Genomic DNA, 25,579 nt, shown 5'->3' with positions numbered 1-25,579 from the left:
AAATTGTGGGCTAGCATACCTTAAAGTTCTTCATATTTCCTTAGAATTGATTAGGATAGTGTTTTGAGGCGTGGTTATTTTGTCCTTTAAAGCTTAACTCTATATACGCCATGGCTCAAATTATAAAAGCACCTCTAATTGGTGTTTTAGAGATATTTCCAAGAATTTTTGAAGATCAAAGAGGATATTTCTTTGAATCTTATCGGGAGGATTGGTTACAATCTGAAGGTGTTACTCATGGATGGGTCCAAGACAATCAGAGTTACTCTCAGAAACGGACTGTCCGTGGATTGCATTTCCAGAAGGGTGAATTTGCTCAGGCAAAATTGGTTCGAGTGATACAGGGGAGAGTATTGGATGTAGTGGTAGATTTGAGGAGAGACTCACCGACCTTTGGGGAAATTTATTCTACAATTCTTGATGCCCAAAGAAATAACTTGATGTACGTTCCTACGGGATTTGCACATGGATTTTCTGTATTGGAAGATTCAGTTTTTGCCTATAAATGCTCTAATTATTATCATAAAGAAAGTGAAGGTGGAATTCTTTGGAATGATCCAGCATTAGCTATAGACTGGCAGATAGATGAGCCAATTACTTCTGAGAAAGATGCCGTTTGGCCTACATTGGAAGAATTTCGTAGTAGTGAAGGAGGATTATAATGGGATTTTTGGATCTGTTTAAGAAAAAACCGGAAGTATATGAAGACCTTGACCTTAGTTGGTTAGAGGTGGATATGCATTCACACTTGATCCCAGGGATCGACGACGGATCCAGTACTATGGAAGAGTCCCTTCTTCTGGTGAAGAGACTTTCTGATTATGGCTTGCGAAAAATTATTACTACTCCGCACATCATGTCGGAGTATTATCGTAACACACCTGAAATCATAAAGATGGGGCTTGAAGATCTTCGCCGAGCCGTCAAAAAAGAAGAGATTCCGATAGAAATTGAGGCCGCGGCGGAGTATTACATGGATGAAATTTTCTTAGATAAAATTAAAAATGGCGAAGAAGTACTCACTTTCGGTGATAACTACATCTTGGTAGAGACAAGTTTTATCAATAAGCCACAGATGCTTTTGGAGACTATTTTCCAATTGGAAATGGCTGGATATAAACCGATTTTGGCACATCCTGAGCGCTATCAATACCTCATTTCCGATAAGGGATTGCTTCAGGATCTGACAGACAGAAATATGCTGTTTCAACTAAACTTATTATCCCTAACTGGCTTCTATTCCAAGCCTATTAAGGATTTTGGAGAAATGCTAGTGGAAAAAGGTTTAGTTAGATTTTTTGGCACTGACTGTCACAATCCACGTTATTTAGATATGATGGAGACTTTGCCCAAGTCAAAATTGTTCAGTAAAATCAAACAACTAGATCTTCTCAATTCTTCTCTTTAAGTCTCGGAGTAAGCCAATGAATATTCTCATTACAGGGATTACAGGATTATTTGGAAGCTATCTGGCTAAAGAATTTGCTTCACTTGGCGAGATTCATGGTTTTCGGAGAACAAATTCATCGCTGCGATTGCTGGCAGGAAATGCTTTTCCTATTACTTGGTATGAAGGCGAGCTTTCTGACATGGAATCCTTGGAAAACGCCTTGGAAGATATTGATTTAGTGATTCATGCAGCTGGCAAAGTTTCTTTTGCGGCAAGTGAAAAGGATAGTTTGCACCGTGATAATGTGGAGGGCACGACAAATCTAGTAAATGCGATGCTGAATACAGGGGTGAAAAAACTCGTGCATATCAGTTCTGTATCTGCGATAGGAAGAAGCCCTGAGTTGACACAGCTCGATGAGAATTTCAAATGGACGGAATCACCCTTGAATACTGACTATGGCATTTCTAAATATTTAGCCGAACTAGAAGCATGGAGAGGAGAACAGGAAGGCTTGGATTTGATCGTGGTGAATCCATCAATTCTATTGGGTAAAGTCGATGATGATCGAAGTTCTACGGACATTTATCACTATGTGATTGAAGAAAATTCCTATTATCCTAAAGGCGATCTGAATTACATTGACGTACGTGATGCGGCTAAGCAGGTCAGAGAATTGGTAGAAAAAGAAGCCTGGGGAGAACGTTTTATTTTGAACAATGAGAGCATTTCTTACAAGGAATTCTTTGAGAAAATGGCAGTCTCCTTTGGGAAGAAAGCGCCTTCAAAAGCAGTTAGCCCAATTATGTTGAAAACAGTAGTGTTTTTGAATACGATTTTGAGAAAATTAGGATTGAGCAAAAACCCTCTGAATACTAAAACTGCGATGATTTCACAGCAAAAAGTGTATTTCGATAATTCCAAAGTCAACAAATTGCTAAATAGTAGTTATCATAGCTTAGAGGAAACCTTAGACTGGTCAAAGTAAACTTATTTTTGATCTCAATCGTTTCTTCACCAAGTCCCCAGATCAGAGATAATTATGTTCTCTGAATGAGGAAAAAATTTTAACAAATCGAGATTTTGAGAGACCAATTTTATTGGTAACTTAAATTAACCATAACGTATCCTAATGACCGGAGATCACGATCACGATTGGGAAAATGACAAGAAGCTGGTAGAGCGATTTGAAAATTCCCTGCAATCCAATCTGGACCTTTATTTCGAAGAGGAAGAATTGGAAGATATCATCAGATTTTACTTTGATCAACAGAAGTTTCTGAAGGCACTACGTGCTGCTGAGTTTTCATTAGAACGTTTTCCGTTCTCAGTGGAAATCAAGCTGCTGCAAGCACAATGCTTGATTTTCAATGATGAATTGGAGGAAGGCCTAGGCATCTTGGAAAACATCAATAACATTTCCCCTAACAACGAAGAAATCATTCTTGCATTGGCAAATGCGCATATTTTGGGAGGGACACCACTGGAAGGGATAGAATTATTGGAGAATTTTCTGCCTCTAGCAGAAGATAAGGCTGAGGTTTTATATTCCTTGGGCAACTTGTATCGTGTCCAGAACAACAATGAAAAAGCAAGTTACTATTTCAAAGAAGCTGTAAAGAATCGCATCAACCACGAAGACGCGCTTTTTCAGTTGGCAATGATCACTGAGGAAGAGGGCTCATTTGACGAGATTCTTGATTTCTATCAAGAATTCATTGACCAAGATCCGTATAGTGCAGGTGCCTGGTATAATTTGGGCGTCGTTTATAACCGGCTAGGTAGATTTGAAGAGGCAATTAAAGCGTATGACTATGCCATCTTGATTGATGATGCGTTTGCTTCTGCCTATTTCAATCTCGGCAATGCGTTGATGAACACGCAGCAGTACGAGCTAGCGTTGGAAGCCTACCAAAATACTATTAATTGTGAAGGGGCAAATGCGGAGAATTGCTGCTACATGGGTGCTGCCTATGAGAAGTTGGAAAAAATTGATGATGCGTTCAAATACTTTAAGAAATCTGCAAAGTTTGATGAAGAGTACGATGACGCTTGGTTTGGCTTAGGAATGTGTATGTTAAAGAAGGAAAAGTTCTTTGAAGCTATACATTATTTCAAAAAAGCGTTAAATCTCACAAAAGAAAATTCTAATTATTGGGTAGGACTTGCAGATGCTGAATTTAATCTTGGCAACATGCAGGCTAGCTCCGAAGCATACGAAGAAGCGATCAATTTGGAACCAGGTATTTTGGAAACCTATGTAAATCTGGCACTTATCTATTTTGAACAGAATCGTTTCGAAGAGGCAATTGATGTCACTAAGGAAGGAATTGAGGAATTACCAGAAGAATCAGAGCTTTATTATCGGTTGGTTGTTTACCTTATCAAGATGGGCAATTACAAAGAGGCGTTTTCAATTTTGGAAAATGGGTTAACTTTGGACTTTGAAAAGCATACTCTCATGTATGAGTTGATGCCAGAGCTTAAAAAGCAAAAGGCATTGTACAAGATTATTGCACAATATCGAACCGAAAATCTCGATTCTTAACATTAAAACCTCGCTAATGAATTATGAGCTGAATAATATCCCCGTTCGTACTGACAAGCCACGAACCACGGGATTTACCATGGCCATGGACAAAGGCCTAAGCCTACGTGCCACAGAAGATTTTGTAGAAAGTTGTTCTGACTTTGTAGATATCGTGAAGCTAGGATGGGCTACTTCCTATGTGACCAAAAATTTAAATGAAAAGCTAGCTATTTACAAAGCAGCGGGTATCCCTGTTTATTTGGGAGGGACACTTTTCGAAGCTTTTCTTGTAAGAGGTCAATTTGACGATTACAGAAAACTTTTGGATAAATATGACCTTTCTTTCGCTGAGGTGTCAGATGGTTCTATTTCATTGAATCACGATAAGAAATGTGAATACATCACTACACTAGCTAAGCAAGTAACGGTGCTTTCTGAAGTTGGATCTAAAGATGCTGCGAAGATCATTCCTCCATACAAGTGGATTGAGCAGATGCGGAAAGAACTGGATGCTGGTGCTTGGAAAGTAATCGGAGAAGCTAGAGAAGGTGGAAATGTGGGACTTTTTAGAGATTCTGGAGAAGTAAGACAGGGACTTGTTGAAGAAATTCTCACTCAGATTCCCGAAGAAAGAATTATTTGGGAAGCTCCTATCAAATCTCAGCAAGTGTGGTTTATCAAGCTGATCGGTGCTAATGTGAATCTTGGTAATATTAGTCCTTCTGAAATAATTCCTTTGGAGACTATCCGATTAGGCTTAAGAGGCGATACATTCGACCACTTTTTGGGAGAAATTAAATTGTAACACAACACAACTCATTACAGGCTGGTTGGATTATTCCAATCAGCCTTTATTTTTGACCATGGATTCTATCAGGAAATATATTTTCACTTACCTAAAAGGTATGGGAATGGGTGCGGCGGATATTGTACCAGGAGTTTCAGGCGGCTCTATTGCGTTGATCACGGGTATCTACGAAGAGCTCCTTCAAAGTATCAATTCCTTCAATGGTGAAAACCTTAAACTTTTGTTCAAGTTTGAGTTCAAGGCATTCTTTCAGGCAGTGAATGGCGCGTTTTTACTTAGTCTTTTCCTTGGGATTATGACGAGTATTTTCTCCCTTTCCAAGGTCATCACCTACATGATGGACGAGCATCCTATTCCACTTTGGTCTTTTTTCTGCGGATTGATATTGGTGAGTGCATTTTTGATTCTGAAGGATATCAAAAAGTGGAGTATAGGAGTAATAATCGCACTTATTTTCGGAATTATCATCGCTTATTGGATTACTGATTTGCCACCATCTAACAGTCCAGATGCACTTTGGTTTACCTTTGTAGCCGGAGCGATTGCAATTTGCGCGATGATTCTGCCGGGTATAAGTGGAAGTTTTATTCTTCTGATTTTAGGTAAATATGAACCTATCCTGAATGCAGTTTCTGAACGTAATTTTGTCACCTTAGCAGTATTTGCATTAGGTTGTATAGTTGGACTTTTATCGTTTAGTAGGGTGATCTCTTGGTTATTAAAGCGGTATTATTCTATTACTATTGGGCTACTCTCAGGTTTTATGTTAGGTTCCATAAATAAACTCTGGCCTTGGAAGATTGTCACAGCTTACCGCAAGTCTTCCAGCGGAGAGGAAAAACCATTTTTGACTGAAAATCTTCTTCCTTCTGCTTATTTGGAGCAAACTGGTTTCGAACCAAAATTGATGCTGGCTTTTGCGGCCTTTGCTTTTGGAATATTGTTAGTAATTGGAATAGAGCGCTTAGCAGTATATTTAAAAAAAGCATAAAACGATTACAAATTAAACGTCACAACGTGTGATGAATTTCCAATATGCCAGAATCCTCCCGATTGCTATCTGGATGAATTTTGAAAATCAATTAATAAACAGATGAGAAAATTCGGATTAATCGGACATCCACTTACACATTCTTTTTCGAAGAAATTTTTCTCTGAAAAATTTGATAAAGAAGGAATAACAGACTGTTCTTATGAGCTATATGATATTCCAAATGCACGTGATCTAGAAGAGATATTAAGCGATGACCCAGAAATAGAAGGTATCAACGTAACTATCCCCCACAAGGAAGATGTAATTGCCTTGATGGATGATTTGGATGAAGTTTGTGAAGAAATCGGCGCGGTAAATTGCATTCATATTCAGGATGGAATTCGCACAGGTTATAACACTGATTACATAGGATTCAAAAATTCACTTTCTCCTTGGCTTGGTGGTGTAAAGCCAAAAGCTTTGATTTTGGGAACTGGAGGAGCATCTAAAGCCATTAAGCAGGCTTTGATAGATTTGGATATTGATTTCCTGAATGTATCCCGTTCAGAAGATGAGGATCAAATTACCTATGAAGATCTGGCCTCAGACCCTGAGATCATGAAGAATCATCACTTGATTATCAATACAACTCCACTTGGCACTTTTCCAAATGAGGAAGGTATTCCTGCTATTCCTTTAGAGCAGTTTTCAGCTGCGCATTTTGTGTATGATTTGGTCTATAATCCTCCGGTGACTACGTTGATGAAAGCTTGTTTGGATGCTGGAGGCAAAACCAAAAATGGTCACGAAATGCTAATTCTACAGGCTGAGGCTTCTTGGGAGATCTGGAATTCGTGAAAGCTGGAAGACCGATGACGAATGACCGAAGTAGCGTCAATAAATGTGTTCTAAAGCATTTATAACTAAATGAAAAATTTGGACATATTTCAAATTAAAGCCCAACTTAATAAAAGGAAAAACATTGAACAGTTTTAAGGAACTGGCAATAGTGGCGAGCATGAAATACCAAAATGGATATAAATTAGACCTGAAAAATATTCATTCACTCTTGTCTATCACGAAGTTTACAATGACTCCGACCAAGGAATTGATAGCGTTTATAACTATTCGTATGTTATACCAGATGACCTTTATGGAAAGAACATAACTGAATGAAAAAGCGTTGAGGAAATTCTATACAAGGCTCAATCTATATTTGGGAATGGCAATTTCTATAATGAAGTATTTTTAGACGAAATCATAAAATAAAACGCTCTACAAAAAAATATAAACTGCATAAAAAGCTGTAAGCCAAGTGGTAAACATTCCTGAATTAAGAATTGGTCGCAATTTTGTAAATTTGAAATGCTATGACTTATCAAGTAGAAATTTTGAATCCTAAAGCTGAAAAACTGCTGCGAGAACTCGCGGACTTGAACCTCATTTCTATAGCTGATTCTTCGAAGGACCCTTTTATGGCTGTAGTGAAAAGACTTAGGAAAAAAGCAGCAATTAATCCACCGACTTTAGAAGAGATAACCAAGGAGGTTGAATTAGTGAGATCTAAGCGCTATGCCAAGGGAAAAGCATAGAGTTATTTTAGACATCAATATTTTGGTGAGTTTTCTTTTAACCAAAGATTTTTCCAAAGTTGATCAACTGTTTAAAGATGGCAAACTCACTTTGCTTTTTAGCCAAGAACTTTTGGATGAATTTTTAGAAGTAACTCAAAGGCCTAAATTCAAAAAATACTTTTCCACAACAGATCTTCAGAGCCTAATTTCAAAAATTAGAACACAAGCTGAATTTATTTTGGTAACATCCTCTTTTCAAATATGTCGTGATCCTAAAGATAATTTTCTTTTGGCATTGGCCAATGACGGGAAAGCATCACATTTAATAACAGGAGACAAAGATTTATTGATTTTAGAAAAACTGAATGAGACGGAAATCTTAACTATTGCCGATTATTTTGCCAAAAAATGATCATGGAATTGTTATTCACTGAACAGGAAAGGAATTCAGTGCTTTAGGAAAGATCGGAGCACATGGAATATTCAGCATTTAATCTTTTACAGCTAAGCAAACCATTGAAACATGAAAAAAGCCATACTCATCATTCAGTGTCCCGATCAAAAGGGAATCGTCGCCGAAGTTTCCAGATTTCTTTATTCTTATGAAGGAAATATTCTGGAAGTGGATCAGCACGTGGATGAGGAAATGGGTATGTTTTTCATGAGAGCGGCTTGGGAATTAGATTCGTTTTCTTTGAAGAAAGATGAGATTGCTTCTCGATTTAAGGAAGAAGTTGGTGAGCGATTTGAGATGGAGTTCAAGCTTCATTTCAACTTCCCTAAGCCAAGAATGGCGATTTTCGTCAGCAAACTTTCCCATTGTCTCTTTGATATTTTAGGCAGGCATCATGCAGGGCAACTTGATGTCGATATTCCCTTGGTTGTTTCCAATCATGAGGATTTGAGACAGATCGTAGAAGCTTTTGGGATTACTTTTCATTACATCCCAATTACTAGAGATACAAGGTCATCCGCTGAAGCTAATCAGTTAGCTCTGATGAAGGCTAATAAAATTGACTTTGTCGTGTTAGCGAGATATATGCAGATTATATCGGAGGAGTTTATAACGCATTTTCCTAATCGAATTATCAATATCCACCATTCTTTTTTACCGGCATTTGTAGGAGCTAGACCATATCATGCTGCCTACGAAAGAGGTGTGAAAATCATCGGTGCCACTGCTCATTATGTGACAGAGGAACTAGATGCTGGCCCGATCATCGAGCAAGAAGTAGCTCGAGTGAGGCATCACAATACCGTCACTGAATTAGTACAGATCGGTCAAGACGTGGAAAAAGTAACCCTTTCAAAAGCCATCAAATACCATATCGATCGCAAGGTGATGGCGATCAAAAACAAGACAGTAATTTTCTATTAAGGAATGATATTCCTGGGAATGTCCTTCGGCAACCTGGTTAGCATTTCGTAGTTCACTTGTTGTGTCGACTCGGAGAAAGATGATACCGTAATTTCCTTTCCTCCCTGCTTGCCAATAAGGATTACCTCATCTCCTATTTTCAACTCTTTTATTTTGGTCACATTCACTGCGATGGCATTCATCGTGACAGTACCCACAACTTGGCAATAATGTCCACCTATCAGCACCATCCCCTGATTACTAAGGAGCCGACTATAGCCATGCCCATAACCTACTGGCACGATCGCCAGGCGAATATTTTCTAAGGCCATATAGCTATTTCCATAGCCAACAAATTCTCCAGTTTTCACCGCCTTAAGGCTCATTACAGTGCTTTTCCAAGTAATCAGCCGTTTGAGAGGGTTTTTGTTTCCCTTAGGAAGTGAATTCAGCTTCGCGAAAAACGTTTCTTTAGTAGGCCAAAACCCATAGCCAGCGATTCCAATTCTCACCATATCCATGATCGTTTCCGGAAAAATAAGTGTAGCTGCAGAGCAAGCTGTATGGTAGGTTTTGAAACCTAACCCTGCGCTAGCGAAAAAATCTTTGAATTCGTGATAGCGAGCGATCTGATTTTTTACTCTCACAAAATTGCTCACGGATTCTGCGCCTGCATAATGTGTGCAAAGTCCTTCCATAGAGATGAACGCTTTATTCGAATAAAGTATTTCTGCGAGCTTCTCTCGTTGGATCCAATCAAATCCAGTTCGATGAAAACCAGTTTCCACTTCTACATGTAATTTAGCGGCAATACCAATTGACTTTGAGATTGAGATAGCTTTTTCAAGCCTGTTAAAATCGAAAACGTAAAAACTGATTCCCTTTCTAATAAGCTCTTCTAACTCTTCGAGATGAAGCATACCCAAGATCATGATTTCTGATCCTTTTTTTGATTTCTCCCAGACTTCCCAGGCTTCATCTGAACTAAACGTGCTGAAATGTCGAATCCCTGCCTTTTCGGCTATTGTTACCATTTGTGCAATGCCATGTCCGTATGCATTTCCTTTCACCACTGCAGATATTGTAGGCTTTGGGCCTATTTCTGAACGTATATAGCGTATATTTTGTCGGTAAGCCTTGGCGCTGATTTCAAGAGTGGAAGTAGCAAGCATAGTTATATTCTAATTAAATCGAGAAAGTAAGGCACTCTACCTCCTTATCCCAATTCTTGATTAATTTTATTCTTTAAATGCACAGGTATGAAAAACACTTTTCAAGTTTCTGATCAAAAAAACCGTTGCCCTTGGTGTTTGGGTTTCGAAGAGTATGTCACCTACCATGATACTGAGTGGGGTGTTCCAGTTTGGGATGATCGAGTTCACTTCGAATTTATGATTTTAGAATCTGCTCAGGCGGGATTGAGTTGGGCTACAATATTAAAGAAGAGAGCAGGCTATCGCAAAGCTTTTGCAGACTTCGATTACAAAGTAGTTGCAACGTTTCCTGAAAGCTACGTACAGGAACTATTGCAAGATCCGGGCATTGTCAGAAACGTCCTGAAAATCCGAGCCGCCATTAATAACGCTAAATGCTTTATGATGGTCCAAGAAGAATTTGGATCTTTTTCCAAATACATCTGGAGTTTTGTGGGAGGGAAACCCATTCAAAATCGCTTGACGTCCATGAGTGAAGCTCAAGCCACGACTAAAGAATCTGATTTGCTAGCGAAAGACCTTAAGAAGCGTGGATTCAAATTTCTAGGTAGTACAACAGTCTATGCGCACATGCAGGCGACTGGGCTATATAATGATCATTTAGAATCGTGTTTCCGATTTGTAGAAGTTTAAACTTCTACAAATGCAAAGAACAACAACCAGACTAGGAATAAGAGCGGCAATAAAATAGGTAAGGAGAATCTTATGATGTAGCCAAAGAAAGAAGGCATCTTAACGCCATTTTGTTCTGCAATGGATTTTACCATGAAGTTAGGTCCGTTTCCTATGTAGGTCATCGCTCCGAAGAATACTGAGGCAATAGCAATAGCCATCAATTCAAATGCAGAATCATGGTATCCATCTGCAGCAAACTGGCGAACTTCTTCAATGTTACCAATGGATGCGCCCTTGGAAGCCATAGCTGCTGCCAGGAAGTTGAGGTAGGTAGGTGCGTTATCTAAGAATCCGGAGAGTATTCCAGTTCCCCAATAGAGCGTGTTGTGCGTAATCATAGCAGCACCTTCTGGTGATTTGGCGAAAGTACCCACTAGCTCTAAGGCCGGCATCATTGTGCCAAATATTCCTACGAAGATAAACGCCACTTCCCGGATAGGCTCGAAATTGAATTCATTTCCTTTAATAGCTCGTGTGTCTGCAAACCGGTAAGACAGATATGCTACAGACAACATGATAATTTCCCTGATATATGAGAACTTTTGGCCATCATAAACTATGGCAGGGACGCCTTCAATTACGTTTGGATCAAGGAATACAGAGCAAATTATAATAAACAACCAACCAAAGTTTTTTATCCCGATCATGGAAAACTTGTTCGTGTAAACAGTCTCTTCTAGTTCAGAATCATCATTTGCTCTTCCTAACTTCTTATCTATGAAATAGAATGCAATGGCTAATGCGGAAAGTGCAAACATCCAAGCTGGCCAGTTATGCTCTAATGTCCAGAAGAAAGGAATTCCTTTAAGGAAACCTAGGAATAGAGGTGGATCACCTATTGGGGTCAAAGATCCACCAACATTACTCACCATGAAGATGAAGAATATGATATGATAGGCTTGAACATTTCCCTTATTAAGTCTTATAAAAGGTCGGATCAAAAGCATGGAAGCTCCTGTGGTGCCAATCAAGTTTGAGATCAAAGCTCCAATGATTAGAAGAGTGACGTTTGCCATTGGTGTGGCTTTTTTGTCTATCTCTATCAAGATACCGCCAGAAGCTATATAAAGTGCGGCTAGGAGTGCTATGAACTGAATGTACTCTGCCATTGCGTGGACAGGTGCATGCACATTATCTAGAATAAATAAATAATAGAATACTACCAGAAGCGCGAGGCCTACAGCAATTTTAGGATAATTTTTGTGCCAAAAATGCTCATAAAACAAGGGTCCAGTGGCTATCATAAGTAATAAAGCAGCAAATGGAATGACCAACCAAAGTGGAGCAATATGGTGGGCTTCTTCTCCTGCCTCGGCAGAAATCACGGTGTGAGAAGCTGCTTGATCAGCGGAAGAATGATCCGCTTGAGCAAGATAAACTTGCTGAGTATCGGTAGTTTGTGCCACAACAGATTGTGTTTCTATTGCACCAAAAAATAATATTCCGAAAAGTATGGAGAAACTAAAGATAAAATTCTTCATTAGGCTTATAGGGTATGCTGGATGTTCTTTTCGGTTAATTTAAGCAAATAAATATGTGTTTCTATTCGAATTTGGCTTCTGCTAAACTACAGATTTTGCCGGATACAGTTCAATCAAAATTTACCAATCTGATGGAATTAATCAAAAATTAACTCCATCAGTTCAAAGGCAAAGTATAGTTTTACACGAGTTGTGCTAGGGCTATATTAAAGGAAGTTTCAGCTAGGTTTATTTTAGAAGGGTTCTTAGAATTGACATTTTTCAGAGCCTTTTCAATTGTACTGCTTACATCTGAGAATATTGCCATATCAGTGACTTCGGCATTGTCGCTCATCAAATAAGCAAAAACCCGAGCCATACCACAATTTGCAATAAAATCAGGAATTACAGATACCTGCCGATCAGTCCAAACGCCGATTGGACCAAAGAAAATCTCAGGATCGGCAAAAGGGACATTCGCACCGCATGAAATTACTTCCAATCCTGACTTGACCATTCGTTCCGCTTGATCTTTCATAATAAGCCTAGAGGCAGCGGCAGGAATGAAAATTTCACTTTCCAGATCCCATATTTTTTCATTTATCTCGTCAAAAGAAAGTTGATTGTCGGCGACGAGTTTATTTCCTTTTCTAAAAAGGAAAAGCTCTCGAACTTCGTCTAATGAGTAACCTTCCTCATTGATCACGCCGCCGTCTCTATCGATAATTCCAACTATTTTCACGCCTTCGACAGCTAGAAAACAAGCTGCAGCAGCTCCTACATTGCCCCAACCTTGGATAACTGCACGTTTACCTTTTATATTTCCTCCCCAGATTTTGTAATAATGTCTAACAGCTTCTGCCACACCAAATCCAGTAATCATATCGGCTACCGTATACTTTTTATTTCCGTTTGGAGTGTAAAGAGGGTCTTCCAAAACCTTGGAAACGCCCTGTCTAAGTTGGCCGATTTTTCTGATTTTTTCCGGTTCTGTAGCATGAAAATGCCCATTTACCACTCCTTCCTGTGGATGCCATAGGCCATAAGATTCGGTGATTGGAATCACTTCATGGATTTCATCCACGTTAAGATCACCTCCAGTGCCGTAGTAGCTTTTCAACAATGGCATCACCGCTTTGTACCATCGACGTAGTACTTCATCCTTACGAGGATCATTTGGATCAAAGTTGATCCCGGATTTGGCACCGCCTATCGAAGGGCCGGAGACAGTGAACTTTACTTCCATCGTTTTGGCTAGAGACTCTACTTCCCGCTTGTCTAGCCCTTTTCTCATTCGAGTTCCACCGCCAGCAGCCCCGCCACGTAGGGAATTAATCACTACCCAGCCTTCTGCTTCAGATTCGTTGTCGCTCCATTCAAAGGTGATTTCGGGCTTTTTATTCTCAAATCTTTTAAGTAATTCCTGCATGCATTTTGGGTTTATATCTTGGCAAAAATAGAAAAATAAACCTCTTTTGCTACAGGAAGTCTGATGGACGGCTATCCAAATATAACGCCTCCGGAAGAGTCTGAACTAGCTCCAGTTACGGAAGATAACGCGTTGTTTTCATTTCTGAGACGTAATACGCCCAAAAATCCAAATACTAATGCTTCCTTGAATTCTATCAATTCAGAAGTAGCTGCCGCATGACTCCACTTACCTTCAAGATGGCTATTCAATCGCTCTATAAAAAAAGAATTGTATGCTCCACCTCCCGTTATTAACACAGAAGGCTTGTCTATTCTACTTTGAAGCTTTATGATTTTGGCGATCTGAAATGCATAATGCTCTACAAGAGTTCTCAAGATGTCTTTTTCCGATAGGCCACTAGAACTTATCAAGGGTATGAAGTCATTTTCCAAATCCTCTCTGCCTAGTGATTTAGCAGCTGATTTTAAATAATAAGGAAGAGCATTCAATGCTTCAAAAAGGGATGTATTGAGTGTTCCTACTTTTGCCCAAGCTCCATTGTTGTCGAAATCGGCGCCTAGGGCACTAGCCTGAGTATTCAGCAATAAGTTGAAGGGGCAAGTATCAAAGGCGATACGATTACCTGCTGACTCCATACTAATATTTGCTATACCACCGAGGTTGATGCAGAAATCAATTGTAGGGAAAAGTAATTGATCCCCTATGGGAACTAAAGGTGCACCTTGTCCTCCCAGCTGTACATCGTTCATGCGGAAATCGTTAATTACTCGGAAACCTGATGCTTGATGCAGTGCCCATCCATTGCCAATCTGAAGGCTAAGTCCTTTAGAAGGTTGATGAAATACCGTATGTCCGTGTGAACAGATAGCAGTTGGTTCGATTTGCTTATCTATGCAGTATTCCTTTACTTTCTCTCCCATCCACTTCCCAAAATTCACATCCAATAGTGCTAATTCTAAGGCCGAAAGTTTATGTGAATTCATAAGCTTTTGACCTAACTCTAAGGGAAAGGGGATTGTAATCGCATCTATAATCTTGTAGGACCACTGAGGATTAGTCTCATAGCTGCAATAGGCTATATCTAATCCATCTCCAGAAGTACCGGACATCAATCCGATCATGGTAAAGTGAGTAGAGTTCATGGGTTAAAGTTTGTTAAGTGTTTAGCAAGCCAAAGATAATTTAACAAAGATAAAAGGTGCAGCTTTTTTTGAATGGCTATTTTGCAGGATATTAAATCATCTGAATGACAAATCTGATCATAGATATTGGTAATACTAGAATTAAGTGTGCACTCTTTGAAAGAGAAAAACTGCTTCAGGAAGAAGCATTCAATGAGATTGAGTCTGCATTAGCTTATTGGAAATCAATAGCTTTTGACCAATGTTTGGTGAGTTCGGTAAGGTGGAGTCAAGATGAGCTGCAGGCTATCTTAACCTTTAACTTTACTTACCTCAGTCATGTGACATCATTACCTATTCACAATGCTTACGGTACACCCGCTAGCTTAGGTTTGGACCGCATAGCGGGTGCGATTGGAGCTTGGTCTATGCGAGGTGGCGGACCAATTCTCGCAATAGACTTGGGAACTTGTATTACTTTTGACTTGATCGATGGTAATAATTCTTATTTAGGAGGAGCAATCAGTCCTGGATTAAATATGCGTGCTAAAGCAATGCATGATCTTACCGCAAGATTGCCCTTAGTAGATTTAAAAGTAAAGCCCGCCGAACTGATTGGCGATAATACAATCACTTGTATGCAAATCGGTATTTGGCGTGGAATTGAGTTCGAATTGCGAGGGCAAATCGAAGAATACATTAAAAAATTTCCAGAAATCGAGGTCTTTGTTACTGGCGGAGATGCCCAATCTTTTGATTCAATGGCAAAAGACCTCATATTTGTAGTCCCAAATTTGGTCCTATACGGATTGAATTCTATTCTAAATCACAATGTTGAGTAAAATCAAATTGCAATTGCTGGGTGTACTATGCACCCTTTTCTTATTTACGGAAGCTCAGGCACAGTCCAGTGCATCCACCTATAGTGCATTAGGTATCGGAGAATTTAATTATTCCGGTCTTACCAGTAATCAAGCTATGGGAGGACTTGGGATCAGTTTTGGCTCCGCTTGGAATCCTAACGTGGTCAATCCCGCTCTGAGTACTAAAAACTCAATTTTTAATTTTGAGGCTGCACTTAATTACAAGAAGATAGCTGCAAATAATGGCACACAGACATCGGATGTCGATGGTGGAGGCTTGTCTTATGTCGCGTTTTCACTTCCAGTGAAAGTAAACAAAGCGACGCTCGGATTAGGTTTGAATCAAATCACGAGTGTGAATTATCGACTGCTTATACAAAGCCAAGTAGATAATGCTAATGTAAACGCCTTGAATTCTATTGAAGGTGATGGAGGTATTTCGGAAGCTTATCTTTCTTATGGGATGGTGATAGCAAAGAATTTTAGCTTAGGAGTAACAGGATCATACTTATTTGGATCAACAATTCGCACGGATCGCTTGGCACTAATTGACGATGAAGGTGCTCAAGTCGGTACCACTACCGAATATTATGAAAGATTAACAGTTAGTGATGTAGGCATCAAAGCAGGTGCTTATTACTTCCTACCATTGAACGCCAAAAGTAAATTACACTTAGGCGCCATTTATCAACACTTAGGGGATGTTAATGGAAAAGCTTTTGCCAAGCTGGCATCATTCGGCTTAGCTAGCAGTCCAGATACAGATGGTGACTTGATCGCAAATGATGAACCAGGCAGCATATATATCCCTGATCGCCTTGGATTCGGGGTTACCTACGAGAAGAACAATAAGTTTGTGATTGGTTTGGAAGGCCAATACCAAGATTTCAAAAAGTATAGATCTTTGTTAGATGACCCATTACAATTGAAGGAAGCAATTAAAGTAGGATTGGGATTCCAGATTGTGCCTGATTATCTAGATATAGACAATGGTCTTAAGAGAGCTACTTATCGCATTGGTTTGGAATACCAGCAGACACCATATTACTTGAACTCTACTAATATCAATGATCTTGGCATTAACTTTGGAGCTTCACTTCCTGTAAACCAACTCTCATTAGTGAACTTCGCTTTGAAAGTCGGACAGCGAGGAACCACTGATAATGGCCTCATCCGAGAGAATTATGTGAACTTCACTTTAGGGTTATCACTAAATGATAATAGTTGGTTTTACAAACGAGTTTTTGAATAATAATTAACCAAACCAAACCATACAATCAAAATGGTTAAGTCCGGAATTCATAAGCCGGATTTAGACATGAAGATTAAATTGTGCCGAATTAAACCATTATGAAAATGAAAATTAAATCTACAATTTTAGGGATAGCTGCCCTGCTCGTAGCCGGGCTGGTTCAAGCTCAGGATTTTAAATTTCCTGCCGATCCAGCGCTAGAGAAAAAAGCTAGAGAATTAAATGCTGCCTATACTGACTATAAGGATTCTGAGCAGTTTATAGAGGCTACTCATCCACTGAACTGGTTGCTTGTGAATGTGCCTAATCTTAACGAATCTATCTATCAGAATGGTGTAGTAATCTATGATGCTGCTTCAAAAGCCACTACTGATGAGGCACAGAAGCGTGTGTATCAGGATTCAGTAATGTCCATCTTTATCAAGAGAGGTGAGATTTATAAGGATGAGGCGAAATGGATTGAGAATAAAGCCTACTATGGCTATGAGTATTTCAAAGGTGATGAGGATAAAATCCCTAGCGTTGCGAAAGACTTTGAAAGAGCTATAGAACTTAATGGAGGATTAGTTACTACTGGACTATATGCTTATTATTTTAATATAGTTTATAGAAATTATGCATACCATAGTGCTTATACTCCAGAGCAGGTATTGGAAAAATTTAATTTCATCCAATCTGAATTTGATAAGGCCGAAGCAAAAGGAGAAGATATAGCAACTCTTAGAGGTACGACTGAACAGATTTTGGCGGCTATGGAGCTGATTGATTGTAACTTCATTGAGAATACAATGGGGCCAAAATTGGCTGCTGATCCAACAAATGAAGCTTTAGCTACTCAAATCTTCAACTATTCTGTACAATACAAATGCTACAGTACAAAAGCATTCTTACAAGCACTTGAAATTAAGCATGCGAATGAGCCTTCTTTCTCTACCTCTCAGGTGATTGCAATGAGATACATGCAAGAAGAAAACTCTGATAAAGCTGAAGCTATGTGGGGTCAGGCCTTGAAACTTGCAGAAAATAATACGCAGAAAGCAGATGCTCAGATGGAGCTTGCTAAGATTTATGCGAAGCAGGGAAAGAAGTCTGCTGCTAGATCTGCTGCTAAGGAAGTTGCTAACCTTGATCCTTCTAGAAATTCTGATATCTACTCCATGATCGGTGGTATGTACATGAACTCATTCAATGATTGTAAGGGAGGCGTAAGCGTGATTAAAGACAGAGCTGTTTTCATTGCTGCCTATAATGCATATCAAAAAGCTGGAGATTCTTCAGGAATGGCTCAAGCTAGAGCTCAGTTCCCATCAAAAGAAGAAGTCTTTGCTGAAGGAATGCAAATTGGTCAGTCGCTTAGCACAGGATGCTGGGTAGGTGAGTCAGTTTCTTTGGCTACAAGAGATTAATTCATTAAATTATATAAAAAGGCAGTCTTCGGGCTGCCTTTTTTCATTTATAGGCGTAAAACAATTTTCAAGTATCTTTGAGCCGTGAAGAATAGAATACTATCACTCGTATTTGTGTGCGTGGCCGCATTAACTAGTTCCTGCAGGGAAGATGTGGATGCTTCGGTACTGGAAGCTTATGTTGGGCCTATTAATATGGCTATCAATATTCATCTCATCCGAAGTGATTCAGCGATCGTACGCTCAGAAATTAAGGCTCCTAAGCAACTTGATTTTGCAAATGGTAATCAGGAGTTTCCTGAAGGAATAGAGATACAGATTTTTGAAAAAAATGGTGAGCTGAGCACTACTATGGTAGCAGATAGGGGGTATTTGTACAAGGAGGATAATATTTTTAAGGGAGAGGGTAATGTGCAAGTTCACAATATTATCAAGGATCAGAAACTTCAATCTGAAGAGCTTTTTTGGGAGCCGAATAAGAAAAAAATTTATACAGAAAAATTTGTCAGAGTACAAAATGGAGGCACATTCTCCTATGGTTCTGGCTTCGAAGCAGACGAGACTTTCAGTACTTACACGCTCAAAAATCCTAGAGATGGCCAGATTGAATTATCTGGAGAAGGAATTTAATAGATTAATAAGTAACAGAACAATTGATAAACAGTACAGAATTTTGGTTTCTCTGTACTCGCTAAAAATCCAGAATGAAATTAGTTGACGCATTATTATTAGCACTTTCGCTTGCATTGATGATTGTGGGGATTCATCAGACCGTCACCCAAGGAGTGGGAGCTTCCTATGCAATTTTTATGTTTGCGGTAGCCCTATTATTTTGGTTTCAGTATCGCAAAATGCAAAAGCCCGAAGAACCACCCATGCCGAATAAAAAGGCCAAACCCCGCAAAAAGCGTTAAGAATGGAAATAAGTTATGATTTAATTTTTGTGCTCCTCACACTGGTGTTATCTGCTTTCTTTTCAGGGATGGAGATTGCATTTATATCAGCAAATAAGCTTCAGATAGAGCTTCAAAACAAACAAGGTGATCTGACAGGCAGGTTGCTCAGCATATTTGTAAAGCGCCCTGGACAATTCATCGGTACAACACTTTTGGGGAATACCATCTCCCTGGTACTCTACGGTATCTTTATGGCTCACCTCATGGAAGGTCCGTTGAAAATGTGGCTGCCAGATGGTTTTAATAATGATGCAATTGTGCTGGTATTACAGACTTTGATTTCCACTATTGTAGTCTTAGTGACTGCTGAATTCTTGCCTAAAAGCCTCTTCATGTTGAATCCCAACAGCATGTTAAATTTCTTTGCATTACCCTTCTACTTGGTGTATGTGCTGTTCTACCCTGTAGTATGGGCAATTGTGGGACTTTCTAGATTTTTCATCACTAAGATACTCCGTTTGGAATACAGTGAGGACAAGCCTGTATTCACGGTGACTGATCTGAACAGCTTTGTGCAAAATCATATTCATAAAGGAAAGGAAGATGGTCATGTGGAGATTGATACAAAGATTTTTGATAATGCCGTAGAATTTAAAACGGTGAGAGTGAGAGAATGCATGGTGCCACGGACAGATATTGTTTCTGTAGAAGTAGCAGATGCTATAGAAGAGTTGAAGCAGGTATTTGAAGAAAGTGGACATTCCAAGGTTATTGTCTATAGGGAATCTATCGATGATGTGATCGGATATTGCCACCAATTGGAACTGTTTAAGAAGCCTAAAACCATCGAAGAAATACTTACTCCGATAATCATTGCACCAGAGTCTGCCTTGGCAAATGAATTACTGATTCAATTTATACAGGAGCGAAAAAGCCTCGCTTTGGTGGTTGATGAGTTTGGAGGTACCTCAGGTATAGTGTCTATGGAAGATATTATTGAAGAGATTTTTGGAGAAATAGAAGACGAATATGACTCAGATGATTTGATCGAGCAGAAAATTTCTGATCAGGAATATTTGCTAAGTGCACGTCACGAAATTGACTATCTCAATGATAAATATGGTTGGGAATTGCCGATTGGGGACTTTGAGACCCTATCTGGACTTATTCTTTCACTTACAGAGAACCTTCCAAAGAAAGGCGAATCGGTTACTTTTGAGTCCTATAATTTCACAATAATGACAAAGCAAGAGCATAGAATTGAGACCGTTCGTGTGAAAATCAACAGCTCGGGAATTTTCTAGTTAAGAGTTTGATTCAGAATATATTTTGAATTTCGTTCGTAATGCTCTTATTTTGCGACATTCTAAAAAAGCGTAGTAACAATAATGGCGTTAATTAAACAAATTAGACAAAGGACAGGTCTTATGATCGGCGTAATTGCCGGCGGATTGATTTTATTCCTTCTAGGAGGAGATTTATTGAGTCCAAATTCCTCCCTTCTTGGCGCAAGTCAGAATATCGTAGGCGAGATCGCAGGTGAAGATATCACCTACGAAGAGTACATCGCCCGAGTAGAAGAATTCAAACTTGCAAATCAGCAAAGAACTGGACAAGTCCCTTCTGAAGTAGAAATGTACTCTATCAGAGAGCAAGCTTGGCAGTCAATGATTGTGGAGCGTGTATTCAGAGAAGAATACGAGAAATTGGGATTAACTATTTCAGATGCGGAATTGGTTGATATGGTTCAAGGCAAAAACATTGTTCCGGAATTACGTCAGCAATTGGTAAATCCACAGACTGGGCAGTTTGATAAAAGTCAGCTAATTGCCTTCCTTCAATCTCTAGAAACTGCAGATCCTGCTCAGCAGGCCTACTGGGCTCAGCAAGAGCGACTTTTCGCTGATGCTAGATTGAGAATAAAGTATGACAATATGCTAGCGACTTCTGAATTCGCTACTCAAGCTGAGGCTAAGGAAGAATACAAAGCAGCGAATACTATCGCTGATGCATCTATCTTATTCGTTCCTTTCTATGCAATCGCAGATGAAGACGTAACTGTTTCTGATAGCGATATGCAAGCATATTTGAAAAAGAACCAAAGCAAATTCAAGTCTGGAAATGCTGTAAGTCTTGAGTATGTAAGTTTTAGCATTCAGCCAAGTGGTCTAGATTCAGCAGATGTTATTTCTCAGATCAATGAATTGACTAACGAGTTTAAGACTGCAGAGAATGATTCTCTGTTTTCATTGAGAAACTCCGATGCACCAACTCCTTTTTACACTTTCAAACCGGGTGAAGAGCTTCCAGCTAATTTGACTAACAATGTTGACGGAATTGAAGCAGGCCAAACTTATGGACCTTTCATTACGGCTAACTCTACTTATGTGTCTTATAAGGTCACTGATCAATATTCAGGAACTCCAAGATTGAGAGCTTCTCATATACTATTCAGCACAGAAGGAATGGACGATGCTACTAAAGCTGTAGTAAGAACCCAAGCAGAAACAGTTCTTGCTGAAGTAAAAACTGACGACAATTTTGAAATTGCTGCTAGACAATATGGTCAGGATGGCACGGCTCAGAATGGTGGAGATTTAGGTTATTTTGCAAAGGCCGATTTCGTTACCGAATTTGCTGAAGCAGCTTATGCAGCAAAATCGACAGGAATACTGCCTAATTTGGTAGAAACTGAATACGGTTTCCATATCGTAAAAGTGACTGAAATGCCTAAGAGCACTTACACGAAAGTTGCGACACTTGAAGTGGAATTAGTAGCTAGTGATGCTACTAGAAACGAAGCTTTCAGAAATGCTGATTCTTTTGCAGCAAATGCTGGCAACCGAAATGAGTTCACCGAAAACGCAACCTCTGAAAATTATAGAATTATTCAGGCGAATAATATAGATGCAAGTGCTAGAAATATAAACAATCTTCAAAACGCTAGAGAAGTAATTCGTTGGGCATTTGCTGACGAAACGTCTACTGGAGAAATTTCCTCAGTTATTGAACTAGAAAATGCTTATGTAGTAGCTGCCCTTGTGAGCAGAAGAGACGAAGGAGATGTAAAGTTGGCTGATGTGAAGGAGCAAGTAGAAGCTCAAGTTAGAAATGAGAAAAAAGCGGAAGTCATCAAATCTAAATTAGCAGGAAAAACTTCGTTAGAAGAAATGAAAGCTGTCTTTGCCAATGAAGCTTCTATCAATGAGGTTCCTGATTTGAAGCTTAGTGCTAATGTAATACCTGGCGTTGGTTTCGCTCCAGCAGCGATCGGTTCAATCTTCGGCATCAAGCAAGGAGAGCTTACAAAGCCAATCCGTGAAGACGTAGGGGTGATCGTGGCTAAATTGAACACATTGACTCCAGCAGCGGAAATAGGTGACTATTCTGCATATCAGGGGCAACTGACTCAAAATGCTTCTCAAAGAACTACGTATTCTGTGATGATGGCACTGCAAGATTTGGCAGGTGTCAAGGACTATCGATATAAATTCTTTTAATAGAAAAGAAATTAGATTCGGAACCCATGCCTGACAGCATGGGTTCTTTGTTTATATTCGAAATGTATTTAGCAAAACATTAGTTGGTATGGCAAAAAAGGAATTTGACCGAGAAAACTTTAAAGAACAATTAGAAGCCAGCGGAGAGTTTCCGCAACTTTATATGTTCAAGTTTATAGTACCTGGTGAAAAAGAAAATGAAGTGCTTGCTCTATTCCCAAAGCATGAGGTAAGCACTAAGGCAAGTTCTGGAGGGAAATATGTTAGTACCACTGTTCAGGCTATGATGCAGAGCGCTGATCAGATCATCAACATCTATGAGCAGGCGGCTAAAATAGAAGGACTAATCTCACTTTAAACTGATTGACCTATGTGGAAAGAAGAAGATAACAAGTTGAAGAAAACATTCAAATTCAAAGATTTTCAAGAGGCATTTGCTTTTATGACCCGAGTGGCATTTTTAGCCGAGGCAGCTCAGCACCACCCGAATTGGAGCAATGTTTACAATAAGGTTATAATTGAATTGACCACTCATGATGCGGGGAATACAGTGACCAAGAAAGACCGTGAATTGGCCAAAGCCATTGATGAGCTAGGTGCATGAGTGAAAATTCCCCCAACTTATTTCTAGTACCGACTCCCATTGGAAATCTGAAGGACATCACACTACGGGCGATCGAGGTGCTAAAAACTGCCGATGTGATCCTCGCAGAAGATACGCGTACAAGTGGGCAATTACTCAAACATCTGGAAATTTCACGCCCTCTACAGAGCTATCATATTTTCAACGAACATAAAACAGTTGTAAAACTGGTAGAGCGAATGAATAGAGGGGAAGTATTTGCCTTGATCAGCGATGCAGGCACCCCAGCTATTTCAGATCCAGGATTTCTATTGGTTAGAGAAGTGCTCGCTGCTGGATTGGATGTACAATGCCTTCCAGGAGCCACAGCCTTTGTACCTGCCCTGGTGAATAGCGGTTTGCCAAATGATCGCTTTGTATTCGAAGGATTTCTGCCGCACAAAAAGGGGAGAAAGACAAGAATTGAGGGTTTAGTGGAAGAAGTTCGCACCATAATTTTTTATGAATCACCCCACCGTCTTTTGAAAACTCTGGGACAGCTTGCTGAAGCTTTTGGTGAAGAAAGGCAAGCTTGTGTATCCCGTGAGCTTACTAAGCTCCATGAGGAGAACGTTAGAGGCACCCTAGCCGAGTTAATTGAATATTATCAGACCAATACCTTAAAAGGAGAAATCGTCCTTACAGTGGCTGGAAAGAATCCCAAAGCCTGATTTATATAACCATCGATTATGATCTCAACTGAAAAACTTACAGTACTTCTTGAGAATACGCAAGAAATAGCCAAAGAGGCCGGAGCCTTTATTCGGAGGGAAAGACAGCACTTCAATCTAGATCGAGTGGAACATAAAGGTTTTAATGATCTGGTATCTTACGTAGATAAGGAAGCTGAAAGGCTCATCGTGAATAGATTAGCTTTAATTTTTCCTGAGGCTGGTTTTATCACGGAAGAAGGTACAAACACTACTCAAGCAGAAGTTTTCAATTGGGTGATTGATCCATTGGATGGCACAACAAATTTTATCCATGGTGTTCCTATCTTTTGCGTAAGTATTGCCTTGATGGAGAGGGATGAAGTAGTACTGGGTGTGGTCTATGAAGTGAATCTTCACGAATGTTTTTATGCAATGAAAGGTGGAGGAGCCTTTTGTAATGATACTCGCATCAGAGTAAGCGAAGCCAAGACTCTCTCTGAATCGCTTATTGCTACAGGCTTTCCTTATTCCAACTTCGAAATGATTGACAAATATCTGGCTGCTCTAAAATCCTTGTTGACTACATCACATGGTGCACGTAGATTTGGAAGCGCAGCTGTAGATTTATGTTATGTAGCCGCAGGACGTGTAGAAGGATTTTTTGAATACAATCTTAATTCCTACGACGTTGCAGCAGGAACGTTGATCGTAGCCGAAGCAGGGGGGAGTGTCACTGATTTCTCAGGTGGAAATGATTTTGTTTTTGGCAGGCAGATTTTGGCAACCAATCGTAAGATTCATGAGGAAATTCTCTCAGACTTAAAAAAAGTTTGGGATTAATCAACCAAGGAAGTAATACCAAATCATAATCGTTACGATTGAGATAGGTATTCCCAGACCAGCAAGCAGTGTGGCTAGCTTGGGCCTAAGATCGTACTGGATGGCTACTATGGAGCCTGTGATCATGGGAGCCATAGCACTTTCGAGTACGGTGACTTTGAATTCTAGGCTATTTTCAGGGATAAAATTCCTATAGATCAACCAAACCATGATAGGCGCCAGTAACAGCCGATAGCCCATTCCAAACCAATAAAACCTAGAGCTGAGTGAGTCGAAGTCTAGAGAGAACTTTAATCCAATTGCAAAAATGGCCATTGGCGCCATAGTTTTTCCAATCAGTGTAACTATTGGAATCAAAAACTCTGGAGTTTTCCATCCTAAAATACTCATAGCTATGGTCGCTAACAAAAATCCAAAAGGTGGAAACTTCAGGATTTTCATAGGTATTGAACTCAGGTTTCCTTCCTTATGAGAATAGATTGAGCCTACTAAAATCGAAAGTGATGAAACAAGTAAAAATGAACCACCTTGATCTATAAGGAGTGCTATCGGCAAGGCTTCTTTTCCATACAATGCTTCTACCACAGGAAATCCTAAAAACGACGTATTGGCTAGACCGGATACGATTACTAAGCAACCTGTGGTTTGGTTGTCCCACTTTAAAATTTTGCCTATCGTCCCGAAAATTAACCAAGATAAAAGGAAGGTGAACCAAGCTGCAGATATAGGTAAGAGCAAATCCCAGCCAGGATCAATCTGCGGTATGTATAGAAGAGCAAGCGCAGGGAGAACAATATTTAGAAGATAAGCATTAACCCATTTCGTTATTTTATCTAAGGGAAGATTAGGTTGTTTCTGTAGAAAAAGTCCCAGTAAAAGGCATAAAAATGCGATAATAGCTCCAGTCATGCTGCTTTTTTGAAAATCGGATTTTTTAATAACATAAAAATAATCTTGTAAAATTGTAATTTGCTGACTATCAGTCTATTTTTGAGCTTAATAATTCCAAGGCT

General features: G+C 39.5%; 27 protein-coding genes. 22 read left to right on the top strand and 5 right to left on the bottom strand.

What is annotated here, in order from left to right; genetic code table 11:
* Positions 1–110: 110 nt before the first annotated feature.
* The 10 genes from rfbC (at position 111) to purU (ending at position 8,653) form a co-directional block, all read left to right on the top strand.
* Positions 111–662 carry a dTDP-4-dehydrorhamnose 3,5-epimerase gene (rfbC, locus tag BVH02_RS05260; protein WP_086499801.1) on the top strand — a complete coding sequence of 184 codons (552 nt, stop codon included), beginning with the start codon at positions 111–113 and terminating at the stop codon, positions 660–662.
* Positions 662–1,408, top strand: a complete 747-nt coding sequence (locus BVH02_RS05255; protein WP_086499799.1) for a tyrosine-protein phosphatase — start codon at positions 662–664, stop codon at positions 1,406–1,408. Before rfbC ends, BVH02_RS05255 begins: the two co-directional genes overlap by 1 nt.
* A gap of 16 nt (positions 1,409–1,424) precedes the next feature.
* Positions 1,425–2,378, top strand: coding sequence for an NAD-dependent epimerase/dehydratase family protein (locus BVH02_RS05250; RefSeq protein WP_086499798.1), 954 nt, complete (start codon positions 1,425–1,427; stop codon positions 2,376–2,378).
* 144 nt (positions 2,379–2,522) lie between these two features.
* Complete coding sequence (locus tag BVH02_RS05245) at positions 2,523–3,938, top strand: tetratricopeptide repeat protein (RefSeq protein ID WP_086499796.1); 1,416 nt, start codon at positions 2,523–2,525, stop codon at positions 3,936–3,938.
* Between the two features lie 16 nt (positions 3,939–3,954).
* Positions 3,955–4,725 (top strand): phosphosulfolactate synthase, encoded by a 771-nt coding sequence (locus BVH02_RS05240; protein ID WP_086499794.1) that lies wholly within the window; start codon positions 3,955–3,957, stop codon positions 4,723–4,725.
* 58 nt (positions 4,726–4,783) lie between these two features.
* The gene (locus BVH02_RS05235; RefSeq protein WP_086499792.1) at positions 4,784–5,719 is read left to right on the top strand and encodes a DUF368 domain-containing protein; all 936 of its coding nucleotides are present in this window, start codon (positions 4,784–4,786) and stop codon (positions 5,717–5,719) included.
* A gap of 102 nt (positions 5,720–5,821) precedes the next feature.
* The gene (locus tag BVH02_RS05230; RefSeq protein ID WP_086499791.1) at positions 5,822–6,559 is read left to right on the top strand and encodes a shikimate dehydrogenase family protein; all 738 of its coding nucleotides are present in this window, start codon (positions 5,822–5,824) and stop codon (positions 6,557–6,559) included.
* A 512-nt stretch (positions 6,560–7,071) separates the two neighbouring features.
* The gene (locus BVH02_RS05225) at positions 7,072–7,293 is read left to right on the top strand and encodes a hypothetical protein (protein ID WP_086499789.1); all 222 of its coding nucleotides are present in this window, start codon (positions 7,072–7,074) and stop codon (positions 7,291–7,293) included.
* Complete coding sequence (locus BVH02_RS05220) at positions 7,274–7,687, top strand: putative toxin-antitoxin system toxin component, PIN family (protein WP_086499788.1); 414 nt, start codon at positions 7,274–7,276, stop codon at positions 7,685–7,687. The genes BVH02_RS05225 and BVH02_RS05220 overlap by 20 nt, the downstream gene beginning before the upstream one ends.
* Positions 7,688–7,798: 111 nt before the next feature.
* The gene (purU, locus tag BVH02_RS05215; protein WP_086499786.1) at positions 7,799–8,653 is read left to right on the top strand and encodes a formyltetrahydrofolate deformylase; all 855 of its coding nucleotides are present in this window, start codon (positions 7,799–7,801) and stop codon (positions 8,651–8,653) included.
* Here the strand turns inward: purU and alr are convergent.
* Entirely contained in the window at positions 8,650–9,804 is a 1,155-nt protein-coding gene (gene alr, locus BVH02_RS05210; RefSeq protein WP_086499784.1) for an alanine racemase, read from the bottom strand. The two genes, purU and alr, sit on opposite strands and share 4 nt — an antisense overlap.
* A gap of 87 nt (positions 9,805–9,891) precedes the next feature.
* On the opposite strand from alr, the gene BVH02_RS05205 reads away from it, so the two are divergent.
* Positions 9,892–10,479 carry a DNA-3-methyladenine glycosylase I gene (locus BVH02_RS05205; RefSeq protein ID WP_086499782.1) on the top strand — a complete coding sequence of 196 codons (588 nt, stop codon included), beginning with the start codon at positions 9,892–9,894 and terminating at the stop codon, positions 10,477–10,479.
* On the opposite strand, the gene BVH02_RS05200 is transcribed toward BVH02_RS05205, so the two are convergent.
* The 3 genes from BVH02_RS05200 to BVH02_RS05190 form a co-directional block, all read right to left on the bottom strand.
* Positions 10,476–12,002, bottom strand: a complete 1,527-nt coding sequence (locus BVH02_RS05200; RefSeq protein ID WP_086499781.1) for a sodium:proton antiporter — start codon at positions 12,000–12,002, stop codon at positions 10,476–10,478. The genes BVH02_RS05205 and BVH02_RS05200 overlap by 4 nt on opposite strands.
* A gap of 181 nt (positions 12,003–12,183) precedes the next feature.
* A complete protein-coding gene (locus tag BVH02_RS05195; protein ID WP_086499778.1) occupies positions 12,184–13,410 on the bottom strand; it encodes a Glu/Leu/Phe/Val dehydrogenase dimerization domain-containing protein in 1,227 nt (408 codons plus the stop codon).
* A gap of 71 nt (positions 13,411–13,481) precedes the next feature.
* The gene (locus BVH02_RS05190) at positions 13,482–14,555 is read right to left on the bottom strand and encodes an anhydro-N-acetylmuramic acid kinase (RefSeq protein WP_086499775.1); all 1,074 of its coding nucleotides are present in this window, start codon (positions 14,553–14,555) and stop codon (positions 13,482–13,484) included.
* Positions 14,556–14,659: 104 nt separating this feature from the next.
* Here BVH02_RS05190 and BVH02_RS05185 point away from each other — a divergent pair, with 104 nt between their 5' ends.
* The 11 genes from BVH02_RS05185 to BVH02_RS05135 all read left to right on the top strand — a co-directional run bounded on the left by BVH02_RS05185 (position 14,660) and on the right by BVH02_RS05135 (position 24,566).
* Entirely contained in the window at positions 14,660–15,376 is a 717-nt protein-coding gene (locus tag BVH02_RS05185; RefSeq protein ID WP_086499774.1) for a type III pantothenate kinase, read from the top strand.
* On the top strand, positions 15,366–16,649 hold the full coding sequence (locus BVH02_RS05180; RefSeq protein ID WP_086499772.1) for a hypothetical protein: 1,284 nt from the start codon (positions 15,366–15,368) through the stop codon (positions 16,647–16,649). Before BVH02_RS05185 ends, BVH02_RS05180 begins: the two co-directional genes overlap by 11 nt.
* A gap of 104 nt (positions 16,650–16,753) precedes the next feature.
* The gene (locus tag BVH02_RS05175; protein WP_086499930.1) at positions 16,754–18,055 is read left to right on the top strand and encodes a tetratricopeptide repeat protein; all 1,302 of its coding nucleotides are present in this window, start codon (positions 16,754–16,756) and stop codon (positions 18,053–18,055) included.
* Positions 18,056–18,139: 84 nt separating this feature from the next.
* Positions 18,140–18,685 (top strand): LPS export ABC transporter periplasmic protein LptC, encoded by a 546-nt coding sequence (gene lptC / locus BVH02_RS05170; protein WP_086499769.1) that lies wholly within the window; start codon positions 18,140–18,142, stop codon positions 18,683–18,685.
* 74 nt (positions 18,686–18,759) lie between these two features.
* Positions 18,760–18,969, top strand: coding sequence for a hypothetical protein (locus BVH02_RS05165; RefSeq protein ID WP_086499768.1), 210 nt, complete (start codon positions 18,760–18,762; stop codon positions 18,967–18,969).
* 2 nt (positions 18,970–18,971) lie between these two features.
* Entirely contained in the window at positions 18,972–20,255 is a 1,284-nt protein-coding gene (locus BVH02_RS05160) for a hemolysin family protein (protein ID WP_086499767.1), read from the top strand.
* An 84-nt stretch (positions 20,256–20,339) separates the two neighbouring features.
* Positions 20,340–22,451 (top strand): SurA N-terminal domain-containing protein, encoded by a 2,112-nt coding sequence (locus tag BVH02_RS05155; RefSeq protein ID WP_086499765.1) that lies wholly within the window; start codon positions 20,340–20,342, stop codon positions 22,449–22,451.
* 88 nt (positions 22,452–22,539) lie between these two features.
* Entirely contained in the window at positions 22,540–22,809 is a 270-nt protein-coding gene (locus tag BVH02_RS05150; RefSeq protein WP_086499763.1) for a DUF493 domain-containing protein, read from the top strand.
* A 12-nt stretch (positions 22,810–22,821) separates the two neighbouring features.
* Positions 22,822–23,055, top strand: coding sequence for a 4a-hydroxytetrahydrobiopterin dehydratase (locus BVH02_RS05145; protein WP_086499761.1), 234 nt, complete (start codon positions 22,822–22,824; stop codon positions 23,053–23,055).
* Complete coding sequence (gene rsmI / locus BVH02_RS05140) at positions 23,052–23,744, top strand: 16S rRNA (cytidine(1402)-2'-O)-methyltransferase (protein ID WP_086499759.1); 693 nt, start codon at positions 23,052–23,054, stop codon at positions 23,742–23,744. The genes BVH02_RS05145 and rsmI overlap by 4 nt, the downstream gene beginning before the upstream one ends.
* An 18-nt stretch (positions 23,745–23,762) precedes the next feature.
* Positions 23,763–24,566 (top strand): inositol monophosphatase family protein, encoded by an 804-nt coding sequence (locus tag BVH02_RS05135; RefSeq protein ID WP_086499757.1) that lies wholly within the window; start codon positions 23,763–23,765, stop codon positions 24,564–24,566.
* On the opposite strand, the gene BVH02_RS05130 is transcribed toward BVH02_RS05135, so the two are convergent.
* Entirely contained in the window at positions 24,567–25,475 is a 909-nt protein-coding gene (locus tag BVH02_RS05130) for an AEC family transporter (RefSeq protein WP_086499755.1), read from the bottom strand.
* Positions 25,476–25,579 lie beyond the last annotated feature (104 nt).

It is taken from the genome of Algoriphagus ratkowskyi, assembly GCF_002150505.1.
Lineage (GTDB): Bacteria > Bacteroidota > Bacteroidia > Cytophagales > Cyclobacteriaceae > Algoriphagus > Algoriphagus ratkowskyi.
This window is presented reverse-complemented; position numbering and strand designations above follow the sequence as displayed.

Coding starts and splice junctions, on each gene's coding strand:
- alr (WP_086499784.1), bottom strand. CDS start 9,804: ATGCTTGCTACTTCCACTCTTGAAATCAGCGCCAAGGCTTACCGACAA.
- rfbC (WP_086499801.1), top strand. CDS start 111: ATGGCTCAAATTATAAAAGCACCTCTAATTGGTGTTTTAGAGATATTT.
- BVH02_RS05245 (WP_086499796.1), top strand. CDS start 2,523: ATGACCGGAGATCACGATCACGATTGGGAAAATGACAAGAAGCTGGTA.
- BVH02_RS05255 (WP_086499799.1), top strand. CDS start 662: ATGGGATTTTTGGATCTGTTTAAGAAAAAACCGGAAGTATATGAAGAC.
- BVH02_RS05240 (WP_086499794.1), top strand. CDS start 3,955: ATGAATTATGAGCTGAATAATATCCCCGTTCGTACTGACAAGCCACGA.
- BVH02_RS05200 (WP_086499781.1), bottom strand. CDS start 12,002: ATGAAGAATTTTATCTTTAGTTTCTCCATACTTTTCGGAATATTATTT.
- BVH02_RS05225 (WP_086499789.1), top strand. CDS start 7,072: ATGACTTATCAAGTAGAAATTTTGAATCCTAAAGCTGAAAAACTGCTG.
- BVH02_RS05160 (WP_086499767.1), top strand. CDS start 18,972: ATGGAAATAAGTTATGATTTAATTTTTGTGCTCCTCACACTGGTGTTA.
- BVH02_RS05175 (WP_086499930.1), top strand. CDS start 16,754: ATGAAAATTAAATCTACAATTTTAGGGATAGCTGCCCTGCTCGTAGCC.
- BVH02_RS05135 (WP_086499757.1), top strand. CDS start 23,763: ATGATCTCAACTGAAAAACTTACAGTACTTCTTGAGAATACGCAAGAA.
- BVH02_RS05195 (WP_086499778.1), bottom strand. CDS start 13,410: ATGCAGGAATTACTTAAAAGATTTGAGAATAAAAAGCCCGAAATCACC.
- BVH02_RS05190 (WP_086499775.1), bottom strand. CDS start 14,555: ATGAACTCTACTCACTTTACCATGATCGGATTGATGTCCGGTACTTCT.
- BVH02_RS05145 (WP_086499761.1), top strand. CDS start 22,822: ATGTGGAAAGAAGAAGATAACAAGTTGAAGAAAACATTCAAATTCAAA.
- BVH02_RS05230 (WP_086499791.1), top strand. CDS start 5,822: ATGAGAAAATTCGGATTAATCGGACATCCACTTACACATTCTTTTTCG.
- rsmI (WP_086499759.1), top strand. CDS start 23,052: ATGAGTGAAAATTCCCCCAACTTATTTCTAGTACCGACTCCCATTGGA.
- BVH02_RS05185 (WP_086499774.1), top strand. CDS start 14,660: ATGACAAATCTGATCATAGATATTGGTAATACTAGAATTAAGTGTGCA.
- BVH02_RS05180 (WP_086499772.1), top strand. CDS start 15,366: ATGTTGAGTAAAATCAAATTGCAATTGCTGGGTGTACTATGCACCCTT.
- BVH02_RS05250 (WP_086499798.1), top strand. CDS start 1,425: ATGAATATTCTCATTACAGGGATTACAGGATTATTTGGAAGCTATCTG.
- BVH02_RS05155 (WP_086499765.1), top strand. CDS start 20,340: ATGGCGTTAATTAAACAAATTAGACAAAGGACAGGTCTTATGATCGGC.
- BVH02_RS05150 (WP_086499763.1), top strand. CDS start 22,540: ATGGCAAAAAAGGAATTTGACCGAGAAAACTTTAAAGAACAATTAGAA.
- BVH02_RS05130 (WP_086499755.1), bottom strand. CDS start 25,475: ATGACTGGAGCTATTATCGCATTTTTATGCCTTTTACTGGGACTTTTT.
- purU (WP_086499786.1), top strand. CDS start 7,799: ATGAAAAAAGCCATACTCATCATTCAGTGTCCCGATCAAAAGGGAATC.
- BVH02_RS05235 (WP_086499792.1), top strand. CDS start 4,784: ATGGATTCTATCAGGAAATATATTTTCACTTACCTAAAAGGTATGGGA.
- BVH02_RS05165 (WP_086499768.1), top strand. CDS start 18,760: ATGAAATTAGTTGACGCATTATTATTAGCACTTTCGCTTGCATTGATG.
- BVH02_RS05205 (WP_086499782.1), top strand. CDS start 9,892: ATGAAAAACACTTTTCAAGTTTCTGATCAAAAAAACCGTTGCCCTTGG.
- BVH02_RS05220 (WP_086499788.1), top strand. CDS start 7,274: ATGCCAAGGGAAAAGCATAGAGTTATTTTAGACATCAATATTTTGGTG.